The 15314-nt window shown below is 67.9% G+C and carries 12 protein-coding genes and 1 pseudogene; 8 read left to right on the top strand and 5 right to left on the bottom strand.

Annotated elements, in window-relative coordinates:
* Positions 1 to 70 precede the first annotated feature (70 nt).
* The 4 genes from D3872_RS21290 to thiD are packed head-to-tail and all read right to left on the bottom strand — an operon-like array spanning position 71 to position 4068.
* A complete protein-coding gene (locus D3872_RS21290; protein ID WP_229459457.1) occupies positions 71 to 1585 on the bottom strand; it encodes a hybrid sensor histidine kinase/response regulator in 1515 nt (504 codons plus the stop codon).
* On the bottom strand, positions 1582 to 1929 hold the full coding sequence (locus D3872_RS21285) for an alpha/beta fold hydrolase (protein WP_119812671.1): 348 nt from the start codon (positions 1927 to 1929) through the stop codon (positions 1582 to 1584). The genes D3872_RS21290 and D3872_RS21285 overlap by 4 nt, the downstream gene beginning before the upstream one ends.
* A gap of 9 nt (positions 1930 to 1938) precedes the next feature.
* On the bottom strand, positions 1939 to 3231 hold the full coding sequence (hemL, locus tag D3872_RS21280; protein ID WP_119812670.1) for a glutamate-1-semialdehyde 2,1-aminomutase: 1293 nt from the start codon (positions 3229 to 3231) through the stop codon (positions 1939 to 1941).
* Between the two features lie 3 nt (positions 3232 to 3234).
* Positions 3235 to 4068, bottom strand: a complete 834-nt coding sequence (thiD, locus tag D3872_RS21275) for a bifunctional hydroxymethylpyrimidine kinase/phosphomethylpyrimidine kinase (RefSeq protein WP_119812669.1) — start codon at positions 4066 to 4068, stop codon at positions 3235 to 3237.
* A 95-nt stretch (positions 4069 to 4163) separates the two neighbouring features.
* Between thiD and D3872_RS21270 the strand changes: the two genes are divergently transcribed.
* The 8 genes from D3872_RS21270 (at position 4164) to D3872_RS27305 (ending at position 13751) form a co-directional block, all read left to right on the top strand.
* Positions 4164 to 4316 (top strand): rubredoxin, encoded by a 153-nt coding sequence (locus tag D3872_RS21270; RefSeq protein ID WP_119812668.1) that lies wholly within the window; start codon positions 4164 to 4166, stop codon positions 4314 to 4316.
* Positions 4317 to 4491: 175 nt separating this feature from the next.
* The gene (locus tag D3872_RS21265) at positions 4492 to 4896 is read left to right on the top strand and encodes a response regulator (protein WP_119812667.1); all 405 of its coding nucleotides are present in this window, start codon (positions 4492 to 4494) and stop codon (positions 4894 to 4896) included.
* Between the two features lie 25 nt (positions 4897 to 4921).
* Complete coding sequence (locus tag D3872_RS21260; RefSeq protein ID WP_119812666.1) at positions 4922 to 5290, top strand: response regulator; 369 nt, start codon at positions 4922 to 4924, stop codon at positions 5288 to 5290.
* 4 nt (positions 5291 to 5294) lie between these two features.
* Complete coding sequence (locus tag D3872_RS21255) at positions 5295 to 5858, top strand: chemotaxis protein CheW (protein ID WP_119812665.1); 564 nt, start codon at positions 5295 to 5297, stop codon at positions 5856 to 5858.
* A gap of 69 nt (positions 5859 to 5927) precedes the next feature.
* Positions 5928 to 8261 (top strand): methyl-accepting chemotaxis protein, encoded by a 2334-nt coding sequence (locus tag D3872_RS21250; RefSeq protein WP_119812664.1) that lies wholly within the window; start codon positions 5928 to 5930, stop codon positions 8259 to 8261.
* Between the two features lie 37 nt (positions 8262 to 8298).
* A complete protein-coding gene (locus tag D3872_RS27315) occupies positions 8299 to 10617 on the top strand; it encodes a FimL-related protein (protein WP_119812690.1) in 2319 nt (772 codons plus the stop codon).
* A 150-nt stretch (positions 10618 to 10767) separates the two neighbouring features.
* Entirely contained in the window at positions 10768 to 10953 is a 186-nt protein-coding gene (locus D3872_RS27310) for a hypothetical protein (RefSeq protein WP_119812663.1), read from the top strand.
* Positions 10953 to 13751, top strand: coding sequence for a response regulator (locus D3872_RS27305; protein ID WP_119812662.1), 2799 nt, complete (start codon positions 10953 to 10955; stop codon positions 13749 to 13751). The genes D3872_RS27310 and D3872_RS27305 overlap by 1 nt, the downstream gene beginning before the upstream one ends.
* On the opposite strand, the pseudogene D3872_RS21230 reads toward D3872_RS27305, so the two are convergent.
* Positions 13730 to 15171: pseudogene (locus D3872_RS21230) on the bottom strand (cryptochrome/photolyase family protein). The gene D3872_RS27305 and the pseudogene D3872_RS21230 sit on opposite strands and share 22 nt — an antisense overlap.
* Between the last annotated feature and the right edge of the window lie 143 nt (positions 15172 to 15314).

Raw genomic sequence — 15314 nt, 5'->3', positions numbered from 1 at the left:
AGGGCTGTGGATCACCCAGGCGGTGCAACAAGCGCCAGGATGATTGCAGCTTGTCGAATCGACCGGCTTGTCAGGTGGGGTGGTCGAACCCGGCTTCGATGGCGAGCTGCTTGTCTGCCGACTGGCCCCAGCCGGTAGCCGCGACCAGCATGACCGCCGCGCCGCCCGGTAGGGCGCGGACCTGGCGCGCCAGGTCGTAGCCATTCATGTCCGGCAGGCCGATATCGAGCAGCGCCACCTGCGGCGCGAACGCCGTCAATTGCGCGATACCCGCCGCCGCCGTGTAGACGGTCCTGGCCTCGCAGCCAAGCAGTTCGAGCGCCATCGCAAGCGTATCGGCCGCATCGGCATTGTCGTCCACGACCAGCACGCGCAAGGCGTCGATTCGTCCTGCCCCTGGCGCGCCGGTTTCGCCGACGATGGCAGCGGCGCTCAAGGGCAGGCGCACCACGAACTCCGAACCCAGGCCCACGCCCTCGCTGAACGCGCGGGCGCTGCCGCCGTGCAGGGTGACGATGCCCTTGACCAGCGCCAGGCCGATCCCGAGGCCGCCCTGGGACCGGTCGAGCGCCGGTTCGAGCTGCGAGAACATATCGAAAATCGAGGCAAGCGAGCGTTCCGGGATGCCGATGCCGTTATCCCGCACCGAGATGGCCGCCTCGCCGTCCTGGCGGGCCGCCTCCAGCCGGATATGCCCCCCGCGCGGCGTGTACTTCGCCGCGTTGGTGAGCAGGTTCACGGCCACCTGCGTGAGCCTGGTGGCGTCGCCGTCGACCACCAGCGCTTCGGCCGGCAGCGACACGGTGAGCGTATGGCCCGACGCATCGAGTAGCGGAGCCACGTCCGCGGCAACCGCCCTGACCACCGTGGCCAGGTCGAGCGGCGCGCGCCGCAGTTCCATGCGCCCCTGGGTGATGCGCGAGATTTCCATCAGGTCGTCGACCAGGTGCCTCATATGATTCAGCTGGCGCTCGAACACCGGCAGCACAGGTTCGAGCGCGGCGTAGCCGGCGGATTTCAGTTTCATCACTTCGAGTGCGCTGTGCATGGGCGCGAGCGGATTGCGCAACTCATGCGACAGCGTAGCGATGAATTCGTCCTTCCTGCGGTCGGCCAGCGACAGCTGTTCGTTGAGCGCGTGCAGCCTGGCTTCGGCGCCGTATCGCGCCTCGAGCGCGGCTTCGGCAGCCTGGCGCGCCGCCAGTAGTTCGCGTTCGTAGGCGCGCCTGTCGTCCGCCACCAGCAGCGCGAACTCGTCGAAAGCGGCATCGCCGTGGCGGCGCCGCACGATATTGATCAACAGCGGTATGCGCGTGTCGTCGCGGTGGCGCATTTCGACCTGGACTTCGGCGACCGATCCCTGCAACTGCAGGATCGGCGTGATATGGGTTTGGTGGAACAGGCGTCCGCCGATGGTGAGCAGGTCCTGGACCCGGACCTGGCCGACCAGCTGGCTGGCCTCGTAGCCGAGCCAGCGGCAGATCGTGGCGTTGGCGCGCCGTATCAGTCCGTCCGTCCCGGCCAGCAACAGCCCGCAGGCCGCATGCTCGTAGAGCGCGTCATCGGGCGGACACGCGCCCATCATTGGCGCTCCAGTACCAGCGCCAGGAAGGCATCGATGGCCGTGGCGGTGGCGTCCGGCGCGCTCAGGTGCGGGCAATGGCCGACGTTGTCGATGATCTCCAGCGTGCTGCCGGGAAGGTGCTGGTGCAGGTAGCCGCCCACCGTGCGCGGCGCGATCGGGTCGTCGCTGCACTGCAGGATCAGCGCCGGCACGGGCGGCCGGGCCAGGTCGCTGCGATGGTCGGCGAGGAAGGTGACGCGGGGCAGCCGCCACATGCTTTGGTCGCAGCCGAAACCGTGCGCGAACAGTAGCGACACCGGGCCGCTGCCGTAGCACTGCACCTTGTTCCTGGACTGGACCGACATGGCGCCGGATCAGGCCAGCTTCGCGAACACCCGCCGCGCGGCGGCGATGGTTTCGTCGATCACGGCGTCGTCGTGCTGGGCAGAGACGAAGCCCGCTTCGAAGGCGGCCGGCGCGAAGTACACACCCTCGTCCAGCATGCCGTGGAAGAAGGCGTTGAACATGGCGCGGTCGCCCGCCATCATCTCGGCGTAGCTGGCCGGGACGTCTTCGCTGAAGTACAGGCCGAACATGCCGCCCACCGAGTCGGCGCAGAAGGTGATGCCGGCTTCCTTCGCCGCTTCGGTCAGGCCGGCGGCCAGGCGCGCGCTCTGCGCCGCCAGGCGGGCGTAGAAGCCCGGCTGCTGGATCAGCTTGAGCGTGGTCATGCCGGCCGCCACCGCGACCGGGTTGCCGGACAGGGTGCCGGCCTGGTAGACCGCGCCCAGCGGCGCCATGTTGTGCATCAGTTCCGCGCTGCCGCCGAAGGCCGCCACCGGCAGGCCGCCGCCGATCACCTTGCCCAGCGCGGTCAGGTCAGGCTGGATGTCGTACAGTTCCTGGGCGCCGCCGAGGGCGACGCGGAAGCCGCACATCACTTCGTCGAAGATCAGGATGGCGCCGTGGCGGGTGCACAGGTCGCGCAGCGCCTGCAGGAATTCAGGGGAGGCCTTCACCAGGTTCATGTTGCCCGCCACCGGCTCGACGATCACGCAGGCGATGGTGTCGCCCATCGACTCGAACGCGTCTTCGACCTGCGACACATTGTTGTAGTCGAGGACCAGGGTGTGCTTGACGAAGTCCTCCGGCACGCCGGCCGAGGTGGGGTTGCCGAAGGTGAGCAGGCCGCTGCCGGCCTTGACCAGCAGGGAGTCGGCGTGACCATGGTAGCAGCCTTCGAACTTGATGATCTTGTCGCGGCCGGTGGCGCCGCGCGCCAGCCGCAGCGCGCTCATGGTGGCCTCGGTGCCGGACGATACCAGGCGCACCTGCTCGATCGACGGCACCAGGCGGCAGATTTCCTCGGCCATTTCGACTTCGGCTTCGGTCGGCGCGCCGAACGACAGGCCGCGCGCGGCCGCTTCCTGCACCGCCTTCACCACTTCAGGGTGGGCGTGGCCGACGATGGCCGGGCCCCAGGAGCCGATGTAGTCGATATAGCGCTTGCCGTCGGCGTCCCAGAAGTAAGGGCCTTCGGCGCGCGTGATGAAGCGCGGGGTGCCGCCGACCGAGCGGAAGGCGCGCACCGGCGAATTGACGCCGCCTGGCGTGGTTTTCTGGGCGCGCGCGAACAGCGTGTCGTTCTTGGAAATTTGCTCAGTCATGGATTACTCGATGTTTTGGGTTGGAGTCGCGGCCGCCTGGGCCGATGCGAAAAACTTGTTGGGCACCAGCTTGCCCATGCCGAAGCGCTGGGCATTGGCCAGCGCGCCTGCGGCGAAGTCCTGGGCCTGCCGCGCCGCCTGCAGCGGCTCGGTTTGGGCCGCCAGCAGTGCCGCCAGCGCGCCCGAGATGGTGCTGCCGGCGCCAATGAAGGGGCCGGGCAGGAGCGGCGTGCTGTAGCTGGCCACCACGCCTTCGTCGTTGAACAGGGTATTGGCCAGCGTGCCGCGCGGCGCCTCGGTGCCGGTCACCAGCACGTAGGCGCAGCCGGTGCCGGTCAGTTCGGCCACGTGCTCGGCCACGGCGCCGGGCGTCTCGCGCCAGGTTTCGGCCATGCGCGCCAGTTCGACCTGCGACAGCAGCAGCATCGTCGCCTGCGGCACCAGGATCTGGCGCACCGCGGTCAGCATGTCGTCGTCCAGCAGGCCGGAATCGGGAAGGCCGGACATGAAGGGATCGAGCACCAGCGGGATGTGCGGGTAGTCGGACACGATTTCGGCCACCGCCGCCACCTGCTCGACGCTTGCCAAAGGGCCAACCTTGAAGGCGGAAACCGGCATGTCCTCGAGCAGGACCCGGGCCTGGTCGATCACCCAGCCGGAGTCGATTTCGTGCATGTCGTCGACGCGCGCGGTGTCGGCGATCAAGATGCCGGTGGTGACGGACAGGCCGTGGCAGCCCAGCGCGGCGAAGCACGCGAGGTCGGACTGGATGCCTGTTGCGCCGATCGGATCGGAGACGCCGAAGCACAGGATGAGAGGTGGAGATTGGTTTTGCACGGCGGGTAGATTAAGATACCTGATTCGGCATTTTACTAGATAGAAGGATCAACAACGTGAGTAGCAAAGAATCAACCGTCGCCTATCAGACCTGGATGTGCCTGATTTGCGGCTGGGTATACGATGAAGCGGCAGGCGCGCCGGAAGAGGGCATCGCCCCCGGCACCCGCTGGGCCGACGTCCCGATGAACTGGACCTGCCCGGAATGCGGCGCCCGCAAGGACGACTTTGAAATGACCGATATCTGACGGCCGGGAGCGGCGCCCTGTACGGCGGATAAGCGGGCTGCCGCCGAGGCCGCATCCGCGTACCAGCAACGTCGTGCAGCCATCGTGGTTCCATATAAGTTGACGTGCTGCAACACATATGCGCACAACGGCGTTGCCCTATGGTATCTTGCTGCATCAGCCGAGTGAACCGAATATGACGACATCGCCGCAACCGACAGCCCTGAAAATCATGGTAATCGACGACAGCAGTACGATTCGCCGATCCGCCGAGATTTTCCTTGGCCAGGCAGGATACCAGGTGGTGCTGGCCGAAGACGGCTTCGACGCCCTGGCCAAGATCAACGATCACCATCCGGCGCTGGTGTTTTGCGACATCCTGATGCCGCGCCTGGATGGCTACCAGACCTGCGCCCTGATCAAGAAGAGCGCGCGCTTCCACGCCACCCCGGTGGTGATGCTGTCCTCGAAGGACGGCCTGTTCGACCGCGCGCGCGGCGCCATGGTCGGCTCGAGCGCCTACCTGACCAAACCATTCAGCAAGGACAGCCTGCTGGCCGCGGTGCGCGAGCATACGGCCGCCGTCCCTGCCCAGTCTTGAACCGATACGAATCCCGGAGCGCCCCTTGGCCATTCAAAAAATCCTCATCGTCGACGATTCGCCGACCGAACGCTATTACCTGACCGACATCCTGGTGCGCAACGGCTTCACCGTCACCACCGCCGACAACGGCGAGGAAGCACTGGCCCGGATCAAGGAAGACAAGCCGGAGCTGATCCTGATGGACGTGGTCATGCCGGGAGCGAACGGCTTCCAGGTGACCCGCGCCATCGCGCGCGACCCGGAACTGGCGGACGTCCCCATCATTATCTGCAGCAGCAAGAACCAGGAGACCGACCGCATCTGGGGCTTGCGCCAGGGCGCCAGGGACTACCTGGTCAAGCCGGTCGACCCGGCCCAGCTGCTGGCGCGCATCGCCAGCCTCGGCGCCTGATCCGATGAACGTGCGCGACGAGGGCGCGGCGGCCGGCGTGGCGACGCCCGGCCTGGAAAGCCCGCGCCGGAGCGATCCGGCCGGGCGCCGCGAGCGCCTGCGCGTCTACCAGCAGCAGCTGCTCGAACGGATGCAGGCCGCCCGCACCAGCGGCGGCGCACGCCTGCAGCAGCTGGGCGTGATGATCGGGAACGAGCGCTTCCTGGTCGACCTGGCCCAGACCGGCGAGATCGTGCCGCTCGGGACGGTGTGCCCGGTGCCCCTGACCCAGCCCTGGTACCTGGGGCTGTCCAACATCCGCGGCAACCTGGTTGGCATCATCGACTATGCGCGCTACCTCGACGCAGGCGAATCGTCCGCCGCTCCGGGCAGCCGGGTGCTGACCTTCGCGGCCGGCCTTGGCTTCAACTGCGGCCTGCTGGTGACGCGCGTGCTCGGCCTGCGCCAGGCGGCGGGCATGGAAGCGGCCGGCGAACGCCTGCGCGACGGCGAAGGCAACGAATGGACGCCGCTCGACCTGGCCGAACTGACACGCGAGCCGCGCTTCCTGCACGTGGGCGCAGCCTGATTCATCGATCAACAAGCAACACTGAAGGCCGCACAGATAGCGGCCGCTTATTAGGGATGGGGAGCTGTAATGGGATTTGCGTGGAAAGGTTCAGCCGGAGTTCTCTCCGAGGAAAAGCATGACGCCGTAGCGGTATTGGCGGAGCCTGAAACCGGCGCCGGCCCGGCGCCGCTGGAAGCCGCAGCGCAGCCCACGCCGGCGGCGGAAGCTCCCATGCAGCCGGACGCCGCCGACGACGCCAGCCCGCTCAGTATCGGCGGCGCCATCCGCCGCAAGCGCGGCGCGACGCTGGAAGGCGACGATACGCTCGACAACCCGCTGCCTTTCATCGGCCACCTGTCGCTGCCGCGCCAGCTGCGCATCCTGCTGATGGTGTTCGGCGCCGGCATCCTGGTCACCATTTTCGCGCTGTGGCGCAACGCCGCCAGCAACGAGGTGGCGTCGGCCCAGACCCAGATCGCCAGTGACGCGCTGATGCACTCGCAGCGTATCGGCAAGGCCGCACCGAACGCGGTGCAGGGCAATGCCGCCTCCTTCGACCAGCTGCAGGAGAGCCGCGCCATGCTGACGCGCGACCTGAACCTGCTGTCGCGCGGCGGCGAGTACGCCGGCCAGGCCATTCCCGCGGCCCCAGGCAGCATGAACAAGCCGCTGGCGGCGGTGCGCGCCAAATGGGTCAGTTCCGACAACGCGGCCGGCACCATCCTGAAGATGAAGCCCGAGCTGACCGGCTTCGAGAAGACCTTCAAGCAGCTCGACACACTGTCGCCGCAGCTGCTGTCGCTGAGCGAAGAGCTGCTGAACGCAAAAATGCAGTCGGGCGGCAGCGCCCGCGAACTGGCCGCGCTGGGCCGCCTGATGATGCTGACCCAGCGCATGGCGCGCAGCTCGGGCGAGTTCCTGACCGCCGCCGGCATTCGCTCCGAGACCGCGTTTCAGCTGGGCCGCGACATCACCGTGGTGCGCAACACCATCGACGGCTTCCTGAACGGGAACGCGCAGATGCAGCTGTCGCCGGTGCGCGACGCCGACACCCGCGACAAGGTCGTGCAGCTGAAGACGACCTTCGACGCCTACCAGCCGCTGATGACGTCGGTCCTGCGGGACCTGCCGAAGTTCGCCGCCGCCAAGGCCGCCGAACAGTCGATCTTCTACGAGAACGAAGAGGTCCGCAAGCTGCTGTCCGACCTGCAGGGCGGCTTCCGCAGCGACCAGGATTCGGCCAACATCTGGCTATGGGTGCTGGTGGTGTCGTCGGTGTTCACGCTGATGGTCGCGGGCAGCGTCAGCCGCGTGATGCTGCAGGACTCGCGCATCCGTACCCGTGGCGCCGACCAGCGCCGCCAGGAAGCCGAAGCGATGCGCCTGATGGCGCAGGCCAAGGAAGAAGAGGCCAAGGCCACCAACGAACAGAACCAGGCCGCGATTTTGCGCCTGATGAACGAACTGCAGGAAGTGGCGGACGGCGACTTGACGGTGCACGCCACGGTGTCGGAAGACATCACCGGCGCGATCGCAGACTCGGTCAACTACACCGTGGAAGAACTGCGCGGGCTGGTCGAGCGCGTCACCGCGACCGCCGAGCAGGTGACCTCGGCATCGACCAATGCGCAGGACATTTCCAGCGAACTGCTGAACGCGACCGAACAGCAATCGCGCGAGATCCAGGACGCGTCGTCCACCGTCCTGCGCATGGCGGGCGAGATCAACGACGTGTCGCGCTCCGCCAACGAATCGGCCGACGTGGCGCGCCAGTCGGTGGCCGCGGCCCAGCAGGGTTCGACCGCGGTGGAAAACGCCATCAAGGGCATGCACGAGATCCGCGAGCAGATCCAGGAAACCTCCAAGCGCATCAAGCGCCTGGGCGAATCGTCGCAGGAGATCGGCGAGATCACCGAGCTGATTTCCGACATTACCGAACAGACCAACGTGCTGGCGCTGAACGCGGCGATCCAGGCCGCGTCGGCCGGCGAAGCGGGACGCGGCTTCTCGGTGGTTGCGGAAGAGGTGCAGCGGCTGGCGGAACGTTCGGCCGAAGCAGCCAAGCAGATCGGCGCGCTGGTGCGCACCATTCAGACCGACACCCATGACGCGGTGGCCGCGATGGAAAAATCGACCCAGGGCGTGGTCGAGGGAGCCAGGCTGTCGGATGCGGCGGGCGCCGCGCTGTCGGACATTTCGCGCGTCTCGAACCGCCTTGCGGAGCTGATCCAGGGGATTTCGTTCGCAACCGAACTGCAGGCCACGTCGGCTAACGGCGTCGCCCACAACATGCAGCAGATCCTGTCGGTGACCGAACATACCCAGGACGGCACCCAGCAGACCGCCCAATCGATTCGCCAGCTCAGCGTGCTGGCACAGGAGCTGAAAAATTCGGTGTCGCGCTTCCGCATCGCTGCGTGAACCGCGCACACCCTGACTGTTCAAGGCTAGCATGACCATGACTGATTCTTCGCACGCACCGCGCTTCGACACCGGGCCGCTGTCCTGGGTCATGAGCGAAATCCGCGATGCGCTGGTGCGTTCGCGCGATGCGCTGCTGGAAGCGGCCACCCGCGGCCGCGACGGCCAGGCCACGTCGCTGCAGCACGCGCGCGCCCACCTGCACCAGGCCCACGGCGCGCTGCAGATGGTCGACGTCGACGGCGTCGGCACGCTGACCCAGGCCGCCGAGGAGGCGCTGGGGCGTTTCCGCGACGGCACCCTGCCATGCGACGCCGCCGGCGCGCAGGCGGTGGCCGGCCTGTACCAGGCCGTGATCGAATACCTCGAGGAGCTGTTGTCCGGCGCGCCGCCGCAGCCGGCCCGCCTGTTCCCCTACTACCGCGACGTGCTGGCGCTGCTGGACGCCGGGCGCATTCATCCGTCCGACCTGCTGTTCACCGACCTGTCGGCGCCGGTGGCGCTGCCGGCGCGCGCGCCCGGCGCCGCGCCCGACTACGCCGCGGCCCGCGCGCGTTTCGAAAAGAACCTGCTGCCTTTCCTGAAAAGCAGCGATGAAGCCACCCGCCGCAGCCACGCCAGCGTGATGGCGCAGGCAGTCGCGGAAGTCGAGGAAGCGCAGCAGGATCCCGCCGCGCGCAGCTTCTGGCTGGCGATGCGCAGCTTCGCGGAACTGGCGGCAGCCGGCCAGCTGGCCGGCGACCTGTACGTCAAGCAGCTGTTCGGCCTGATCAACCTGCAGATGCGGCGCCTGTCGCAGGGACAGGGCAGCCTGCCCGAAGCGATGCTGCGCGACGCGCTGTTCTTCATCGCGGCCGCGCCCGAACCGCTGGAAACGGCGCGGCCGCTGCGCCGCGCCTACCGCCTCGACGGCATGGTGCCGGCCGACTACGACGCGCGCCGCTACGGCCGCATCGACGCCCAGGCACTGAAGGAAGCGCGCGAAGCGCTGGCGCAGGCGCAGTCCACCTGGGACAAGGTGGCGGCCGGGATCGATCCGGCGCTGGAATCGGGTTTCGAGAATGCGTTGCTGGTGCTGGAAGACGCCAGCGCGCGCCTCGGCGCCGCGGCGCTGGCGCAGCTGCTGCGCGAGCTGGGACGGGTAGCCAAGGATTCCCTGGCATCCGGCCGCAGCGAGCAATTCGGCCTCGAGATGGCGACCGCGCTGCTGTTCGTCGAACATGGACTGGACCAGATCCGCCAGCTGCCGCCCGGCTTCGAAGCGCAGGCCGAAGTGGTCGGCGCGCGCCTGCTGGCGCTGGCCGCCGGCGAAACGCCGCCGGCCGCGCCCGAGTGGCAGGGCGACCTGTCGCGCCAGATCCAGCAGGGCCAGACCGTGGCCGTGGTGGCGGGCGAACTGAAAGCAGGGCTGCGCCAGGTCGAGAAGGTGCTCGACGATTACTACGCCGACGCTTCGCGCCGGCCGACGCTGGCCCAGATCGACCCTGTGCTGCACCAGCTGTACGGCGCACTGGCGGTGCTCGACCAGGATGCCGCGATGCGCGCCGCCGCCCATGTGCGCACGCGCGTGGCTGCGTTGGCCGCCGGCGACGATTCCGATCCCGCGGCGGAAACCGCGTCGCTGCAGAACATCGCCCGGAACGTGGGCGCGCTCGGCTTCTTTACCGACATGCTGGGCCAGAACGTCGACGACGCGCGCGAGCGTTTCGAGTTCGACCAGCAGGAAGGCATGTTCCGCCCGGTGCCGTTCGAAAAGGCTCCGGTCGCCGATACCCCGTTCGACCAGGAGGCCGAGGAGATCCAGGCCGCACCTGCGCCTGCCGAGGCGCATGCCGAGGCGCATGCAGCCGAACCAGCCGAGCCGGAGCCGGAGGCGACGCCGCAGGGCGACGCCGCGATCGAAGCCGAACTGCTGGAGATCTTCATCGGCGAAGCGCAGGAAGTGCTGGCCTTCGTCCACGCCACGCTGCCTGCTGCGCGCGGCGAACCGTCGAACCAGGAAACGCTGACGCTGCTGCGCCGCTCCTTCCACACGCTAAAGGGCAGCGGCCGCATGGTCGGCCTGGACAGCTTTGCCGATGCCGCCGCCGCAGTCGAGCGCGTGATGAACGTGTGGCTGTCTGAAGCCCGCGCAGCCAGCGAGACCTGCTTGCCCTGCTTGTCGCATGCCGCGGCGAGAGCGGCCTGGGTGGACCAGCTCGGCGATCGAAGGCCTTTCTCGCGCCGCCACGGGCGCAAAAGGCGCGGTGCTTGCCGCCGCCCGCGTGCAGGAGATGCGGCGCGTTCGAGCTGGCCCGAGCCTGGTCGAAGCGCTCCGCCGCCTGAAACCGCGCGCCCGGCCGCCGTCGCAACGTGATCGGTTCCCCCCGGCACGCACCGCCTGCGGCGCCGCTCGAGGACAACATGAAGCGGATCGGCGCGAACCTGGCCACCGCTGCCGCTGTATAACATTACGCTCGCCGAGCCCGATGAACTAACGCGCCTGCCTGACCAGGTTTCCGGCGAAATGCGCCATGAACCGCAGCGTCCGGGACCCCGAAGCGCTGAAGCCTCGCACCGAACGCTGGCCGGCGCACCGTCGGCCACCGTGGTGGGCTCGGCGCGCTGCGTGAACTGGCCCACGCGCTGGAATGGTGCTGCAAGCGTGGCGCCGCCGCCGCCGGTGCTGGACGGCGCACAGCGCGACCTCTGATGAAACCCTGGTGCGCGCGCCACCGATTGTTTGCAGCGTTTTCGCGCTGGCGAACTGTCGCCCGCGAGCGCCGGAAACTGGTGTCGCGCCTGAATGCCCTGCGCGAGCAGCTGGCAACGCAGGAAGCGGCATCGGCCTATCCCGGCGCCGACAGCGAACTGGCGTCCCGCCTCGATGCGCTGTTCGCCGCGACGCTGGAAGGCCTGATCGACCAGCCGCCGGCACTGGCCGAATCGGCCACGCGCGAGGCCGGCGCCAGCACGCAGGCCGAAGCCGGCAGCACCGACATCGACGACATGTTCGACGCCGCCTTCGACGACGCCTTTGCCTTCGACGCGCCGGTACTGGAGCAGGCCGCCCCGCCAGCCACGGAACCCGCCGTGGAACCGGCCGGCGAGGAAGTCGAGGACGAAGACGAAGTCCTGGTTCCCGAACTGATCGCCGAGGCGCCGACGCCGGAATTGACGGGCGCGGCAGTGGAACTCGTGCCTGAACTTGAACCTGAACCTGAGCCTGGGCCGGAAGGCTTGCTGGAACCTGAAGCAGCCGAAGCCGGGGCGGCAGCACCGCTCGCCTTCGCCGACGACATCGACGCCGACCTGCTGCCGGTGTTCCTGGAAGAAGCCACCGACCTGCTGCCGGAAATCGGCCAGAACCTGCGCCAGTGGCAGGGCAATCCAAACGACCCTGCGCCCGCTCAGGCGGTGCTGCGCGCCCTGCATACCGTCAAGGGCAGCGCGCGCATGGCCGGCGCGATGCGCCTTGGCCAGCACACCCACGAAATCGAAACCCAGGTCGAGAACATGGTGCACGCGGCGACCACCGCGCCTGCCGCGTTCGACGAGCTGATGGTCAACTACGACCAGGCGCTGGTGCTGTTCGAGCAGCTGCAGCAGCCCGCCATCCCGGCAGCGCCGGCGCCCGCGACGGCCCAGGCGCAGCAGCAGGCCCCGGAAACGGTGGACGAGGTGCTTGCCACGCAGGCCCGCACGCCGCTGGTGCGGGTACGCGCCGACATCCTCGACCGCCTGGTCAACCAGGCCGGCGAAGTGTCGATCACCCGCTCCAAGCTGGAGAACCAGGTAGGCGTGCTGAAAACCTCGCTGTCCGACTTCTCGGACAACCTGCAGCGCCTGCGCGAGCAGTTGCGCGAAGTGGAGATGCAGGCGGAAACGCAGATCGCGTCGCGCATGTCGATCGCCGGCGAGCGCGAATTCGACCCGCTGGAGTTCGACCGCTTCACGCGCCTGCAGGAGCTGACCCGCATGATGGCGGAAAGCGTCAGCGACGTCGCTTCCTTCCACGAAAGCCTGACCCGCACGGTCGATGCCGCGACCTCCGACCTGGGCGTGCAGTCGCGCCTGACGCGCGACCTGCAGCGCGACCTGATGCGCGTGCGCATGGTGCCTTTCGCCAGCCTGGCGGAGCGCCTGTACCGCGTGGCGCGCCAGGCCGCCAAGGAAGTCGGCAAGCGCGTCAACCTCGACATCCGCGGCGGCGCGGTGGAGATCGACCGCAGCGTGCTCGAGCAGATGGCGGCGCCGTTCGAACACCTGCTGCGCAACGCCATCGTGCACGGCATCGAGGCGCGCGAGCGCCGCGCAGCAGGCGGCAAGCCCGAGACCGGCGAACTGCTGGTGCAGGCCAGCCAGCAGGGTAATGAAGTGGTGATCCAGTTCAGCGACGACGGCGCCGGGCTCGATCTCGAGCGCATCCGCGCCAAGGCGCGCGCCAGCGGCCTGCTGGCGCCCGGCGTCGAAGTGAGCGACGCGGAAGCGGCGGACCTGATCTTCGAACCCGGGTTCTCGACGGCGGAATCGCTGACCGAGCTGGCCGGCCGCGGCGTCGGCATGGACGTGGTGCGTTCCGAAAGCCAGGCGCTGGGCGGGCGCATCGCGATCGCCACGGAGCCGGGCAAGGGCGCACGCTTTACCATCCACCTGCCGCTGACGCTGGCGGTAACCCAGGTGGTGCTGACCGCCAGCGCGGGCAACAGCTTCGCACTGCCGTCGGTGCTGGTGGAGCAGGTGTTGCAGGTGAAGGAGGACGCCCTGCGCCAGGCCCACGATACGGGCGTGATTCGCTACCAGGGCCAGGATGTAGCGCTGCACTACCTGCCCGCGCTGCTGGGCGACGCCGATGCGCAGCCTGCGTCGCAGCGTTCGTGCCCGGTGCTGATCCTCAAGAGCGGCGCCGAGCGCGTGGCGATCCACGTCGACGAGGTGCTGGGCAACCGCGAGGTGGTGGTCAAGAACATCGGCCCGCAGCTTGCCCGCATGGCCGGCATCGCCGGCGCTACCGTGCTGGGTTCCGGCGACATCGTGCTGATCTTGAATCCGGTGGCGCTGGTGCACCAGGTCGCGGGCCATGCGCCGCGCGTGGCGCAGCCGGCGCGGTTCGATGCGCATGCGCGCAAGGCCGTCATCATGGTGGTGGACGATTCGCTCACGATGCGCAAGGTCAGCCAGCGCCTGCTCGAGCGCGAAGGCTACCAGGTGGTATTGGCCAAGGACGGCGTGGACGCGCTGGAGCACATGCAGGAAACTCGTCCCGACCTGATGCTGGTCGATATCGAGATGCCGCGCATGGACGGCTTCGACCTGACCCGCAACGTGCGCGGCAACGAGGCGACGCAGTCGGTGCCGATCATCATGATCACCTCGCGTACCGCGGACAAGCACCGCAACTACGCGCTCGACCTGGGCGTGAACGCCTACTTCGGCAAGCCCTACCAGGATGACGCGCTGCTGGCGGCGATCGCCGGCCTGCTGGACCGTCAGGACTTGACCACGGCGTAGCGTTCCAGCGTTTTTTTGCGCGCTTCATCATGCATCACCAGCGGCTCGGGATAGTTCTCCCCGAGCCGTATTCCCTTCTCCTCGAGTACGCGCCGCAGCACCAGCCACGGCGCGTGGATCGCCCTTGCATCCAGCGCGGACAGCTGCGGCAGGTAGTGCCGGATAAATTCGCCATCCTTGTCGAAGTGTTCCGACTGCGTGACCGGATTGAAGATGCGGAAAAAGGGCTGCGCATCGCATCCGCTCGACGCCGCCCACTGCCAGCCGCCGTTGTTCGACGCCAGCTCGTAGTCGACCAGCTGGCGCGCGAAATAGCGTTCACCCAGGCGCCAGTCGATGCCCAGGTCCTTGACCAGGAAGCTCGCCGTCACCATGCGCAGGCGGTTGTGCATGAACCCGGTCTGGTTGATCTGCGCCATCGCGGCATCGACCAGCGGATAGCCGGTGCGGCCTTCGCACCATGCGGCGAAGGCGGCATCGGCCTCCGGCCCCGATTCCCACCCCACCCGCTCGTAGGCAGGCTTGAACGGATGCCCGGCGACGTGCGGATTCCGGTACAGGATCATCGCGTAGAACTCGCGCCACACCAGTTCAGACAGCCATACCGGAGCGCCGCCGCTGCCGCCGCCATAGCCGATCATCTTGTTCACCTTGGCGACCAGGTGGCGGATCGACACGGTGCCGAAGCGCAGGTGCACCGATAGCCGGGAAGTGCCGGGCAGCGCCGGATAGTCGCGCGCATGGGCGTAGCCGGCGATCCGGTCGAGGAAGGCGTCGAACACGTGCGCGCCGCCGCTCATGCCGGCCGGGACGCCGGGATCGGCCGGCGTGAAACCCAGCTGCGCCAGCGAGGGCAGGACGGGCGCATGCGGCGGTTTGGCAAGCCGCGGCGCGTAAGGCTCGACCGGCCACGGATCGACGCTGTGCGGCTCCGCGCCCAGGCGCTTGAGCCACGCGTCTTGTAGGGCGTGTACACGGTGAACGGCTGGCCCGCCAGGGTCAGGATCTCATCCTGCTCGAACACCACCTGGTCCTTGAAAGTGTGCAGCGCGCGGCCATCCGCTGCCAGCCGCGCCGCCACCTCGGCGTCGCGCGCGATGGCTTCCGGTTCGTAGTCCCGGTTGGTGAACACCGCTTCCACGTCCAGCTCGGCAGCCAGCGCCGGCAAAGCCTGCGCCGCGTTCGCGTGGAGCGCGATAAGCTGTCCTCCAAGGTGCCGCAGCTCCGCATCCAGCTCGGCAATACTGGCGTGGATGAAGCTGATGCGGCGGTCGCCGGCCGGCAAGCCATCGAGGAAGGCCTTGTCATAGACAAATACGCAATACACTTTTTCCGATGCAATCAACGCGTGATGCAGCGCAGCATGATCGAGGCTGCGCAGGTCGCGGCGGAACCAGACCAGTGATTTTTTGAAGCTCATTTATACGTGTCCGGGGTCAAGGATGTGCCGTTTAACCGCGCGCGGCTGGGCGCTTCCAATGGCCGATCAGGCAAATCAGTGTAAACTATCGAAAAGAGCATCGTTGTAGCCCGGTTTTGTAAAAAACACCAGAGAGTGAGCCA

The sequence above is a fragment of the Massilia cavernae genome, from assembly GCF_003590855.1.
GTDB lineage: Bacteria > Pseudomonadota > Gammaproteobacteria > Burkholderiales > Burkholderiaceae_D > Telluria_A > Telluria_A cavernae.
Note: the sequence above shows the minus strand (reverse complement) of the source record. Positions and strands in the feature narration are given on the sequence as shown.

Coding starts and splice junctions, on each gene's coding strand:
- D3872_RS21270 (WP_119812668.1), top strand. CDS start 4,164: ATGTGCCTGATTTGCGGCTGGGTATACGATGAAGCGGCAGGCGCGCCG.
- D3872_RS27305 (WP_119812662.1), top strand. CDS start 10,953: ATGAAACCCTGGTGCGCGCGCCACCGATTGTTTGCAGCGTTTTCGCGC.
- D3872_RS27310 (WP_119812663.1), top strand. CDS start 10,768: ATGCGCCATGAACCGCAGCGTCCGGGACCCCGAAGCGCTGAAGCCTCG.
- hemL (WP_119812670.1), bottom strand. CDS start 3,231: ATGACTGAGCAAATTTCCAAGAACGACACGCTGTTCGCGCGCGCCCAG.
- D3872_RS21255 (WP_119812665.1), top strand. CDS start 5,295: ATGAACGTGCGCGACGAGGGCGCGGCGGCCGGCGTGGCGACGCCCGGC.
- D3872_RS21290 (WP_229459457.1), bottom strand. CDS start 1,585: ATGATGGGCGCGTGTCCGCCCGATGACGCGCTCTACGAGCATGCGGCC.
- D3872_RS27315 (WP_119812690.1), top strand. CDS start 8,299: ATGACTGATTCTTCGCACGCACCGCGCTTCGACACCGGGCCGCTGTCC.
- D3872_RS21265 (WP_119812667.1), top strand. CDS start 4,492: ATGACGACATCGCCGCAACCGACAGCCCTGAAAATCATGGTAATCGAC.
- D3872_RS21285 (WP_119812671.1), bottom strand. CDS start 1,929: ATGTCGGTCCAGTCCAGGAACAAGGTGCAGTGCTACGGCAGCGGCCCG.
- D3872_RS21250 (WP_119812664.1), top strand. CDS start 5,928: ATGGGATTTGCGTGGAAAGGTTCAGCCGGAGTTCTCTCCGAGGAAAAG.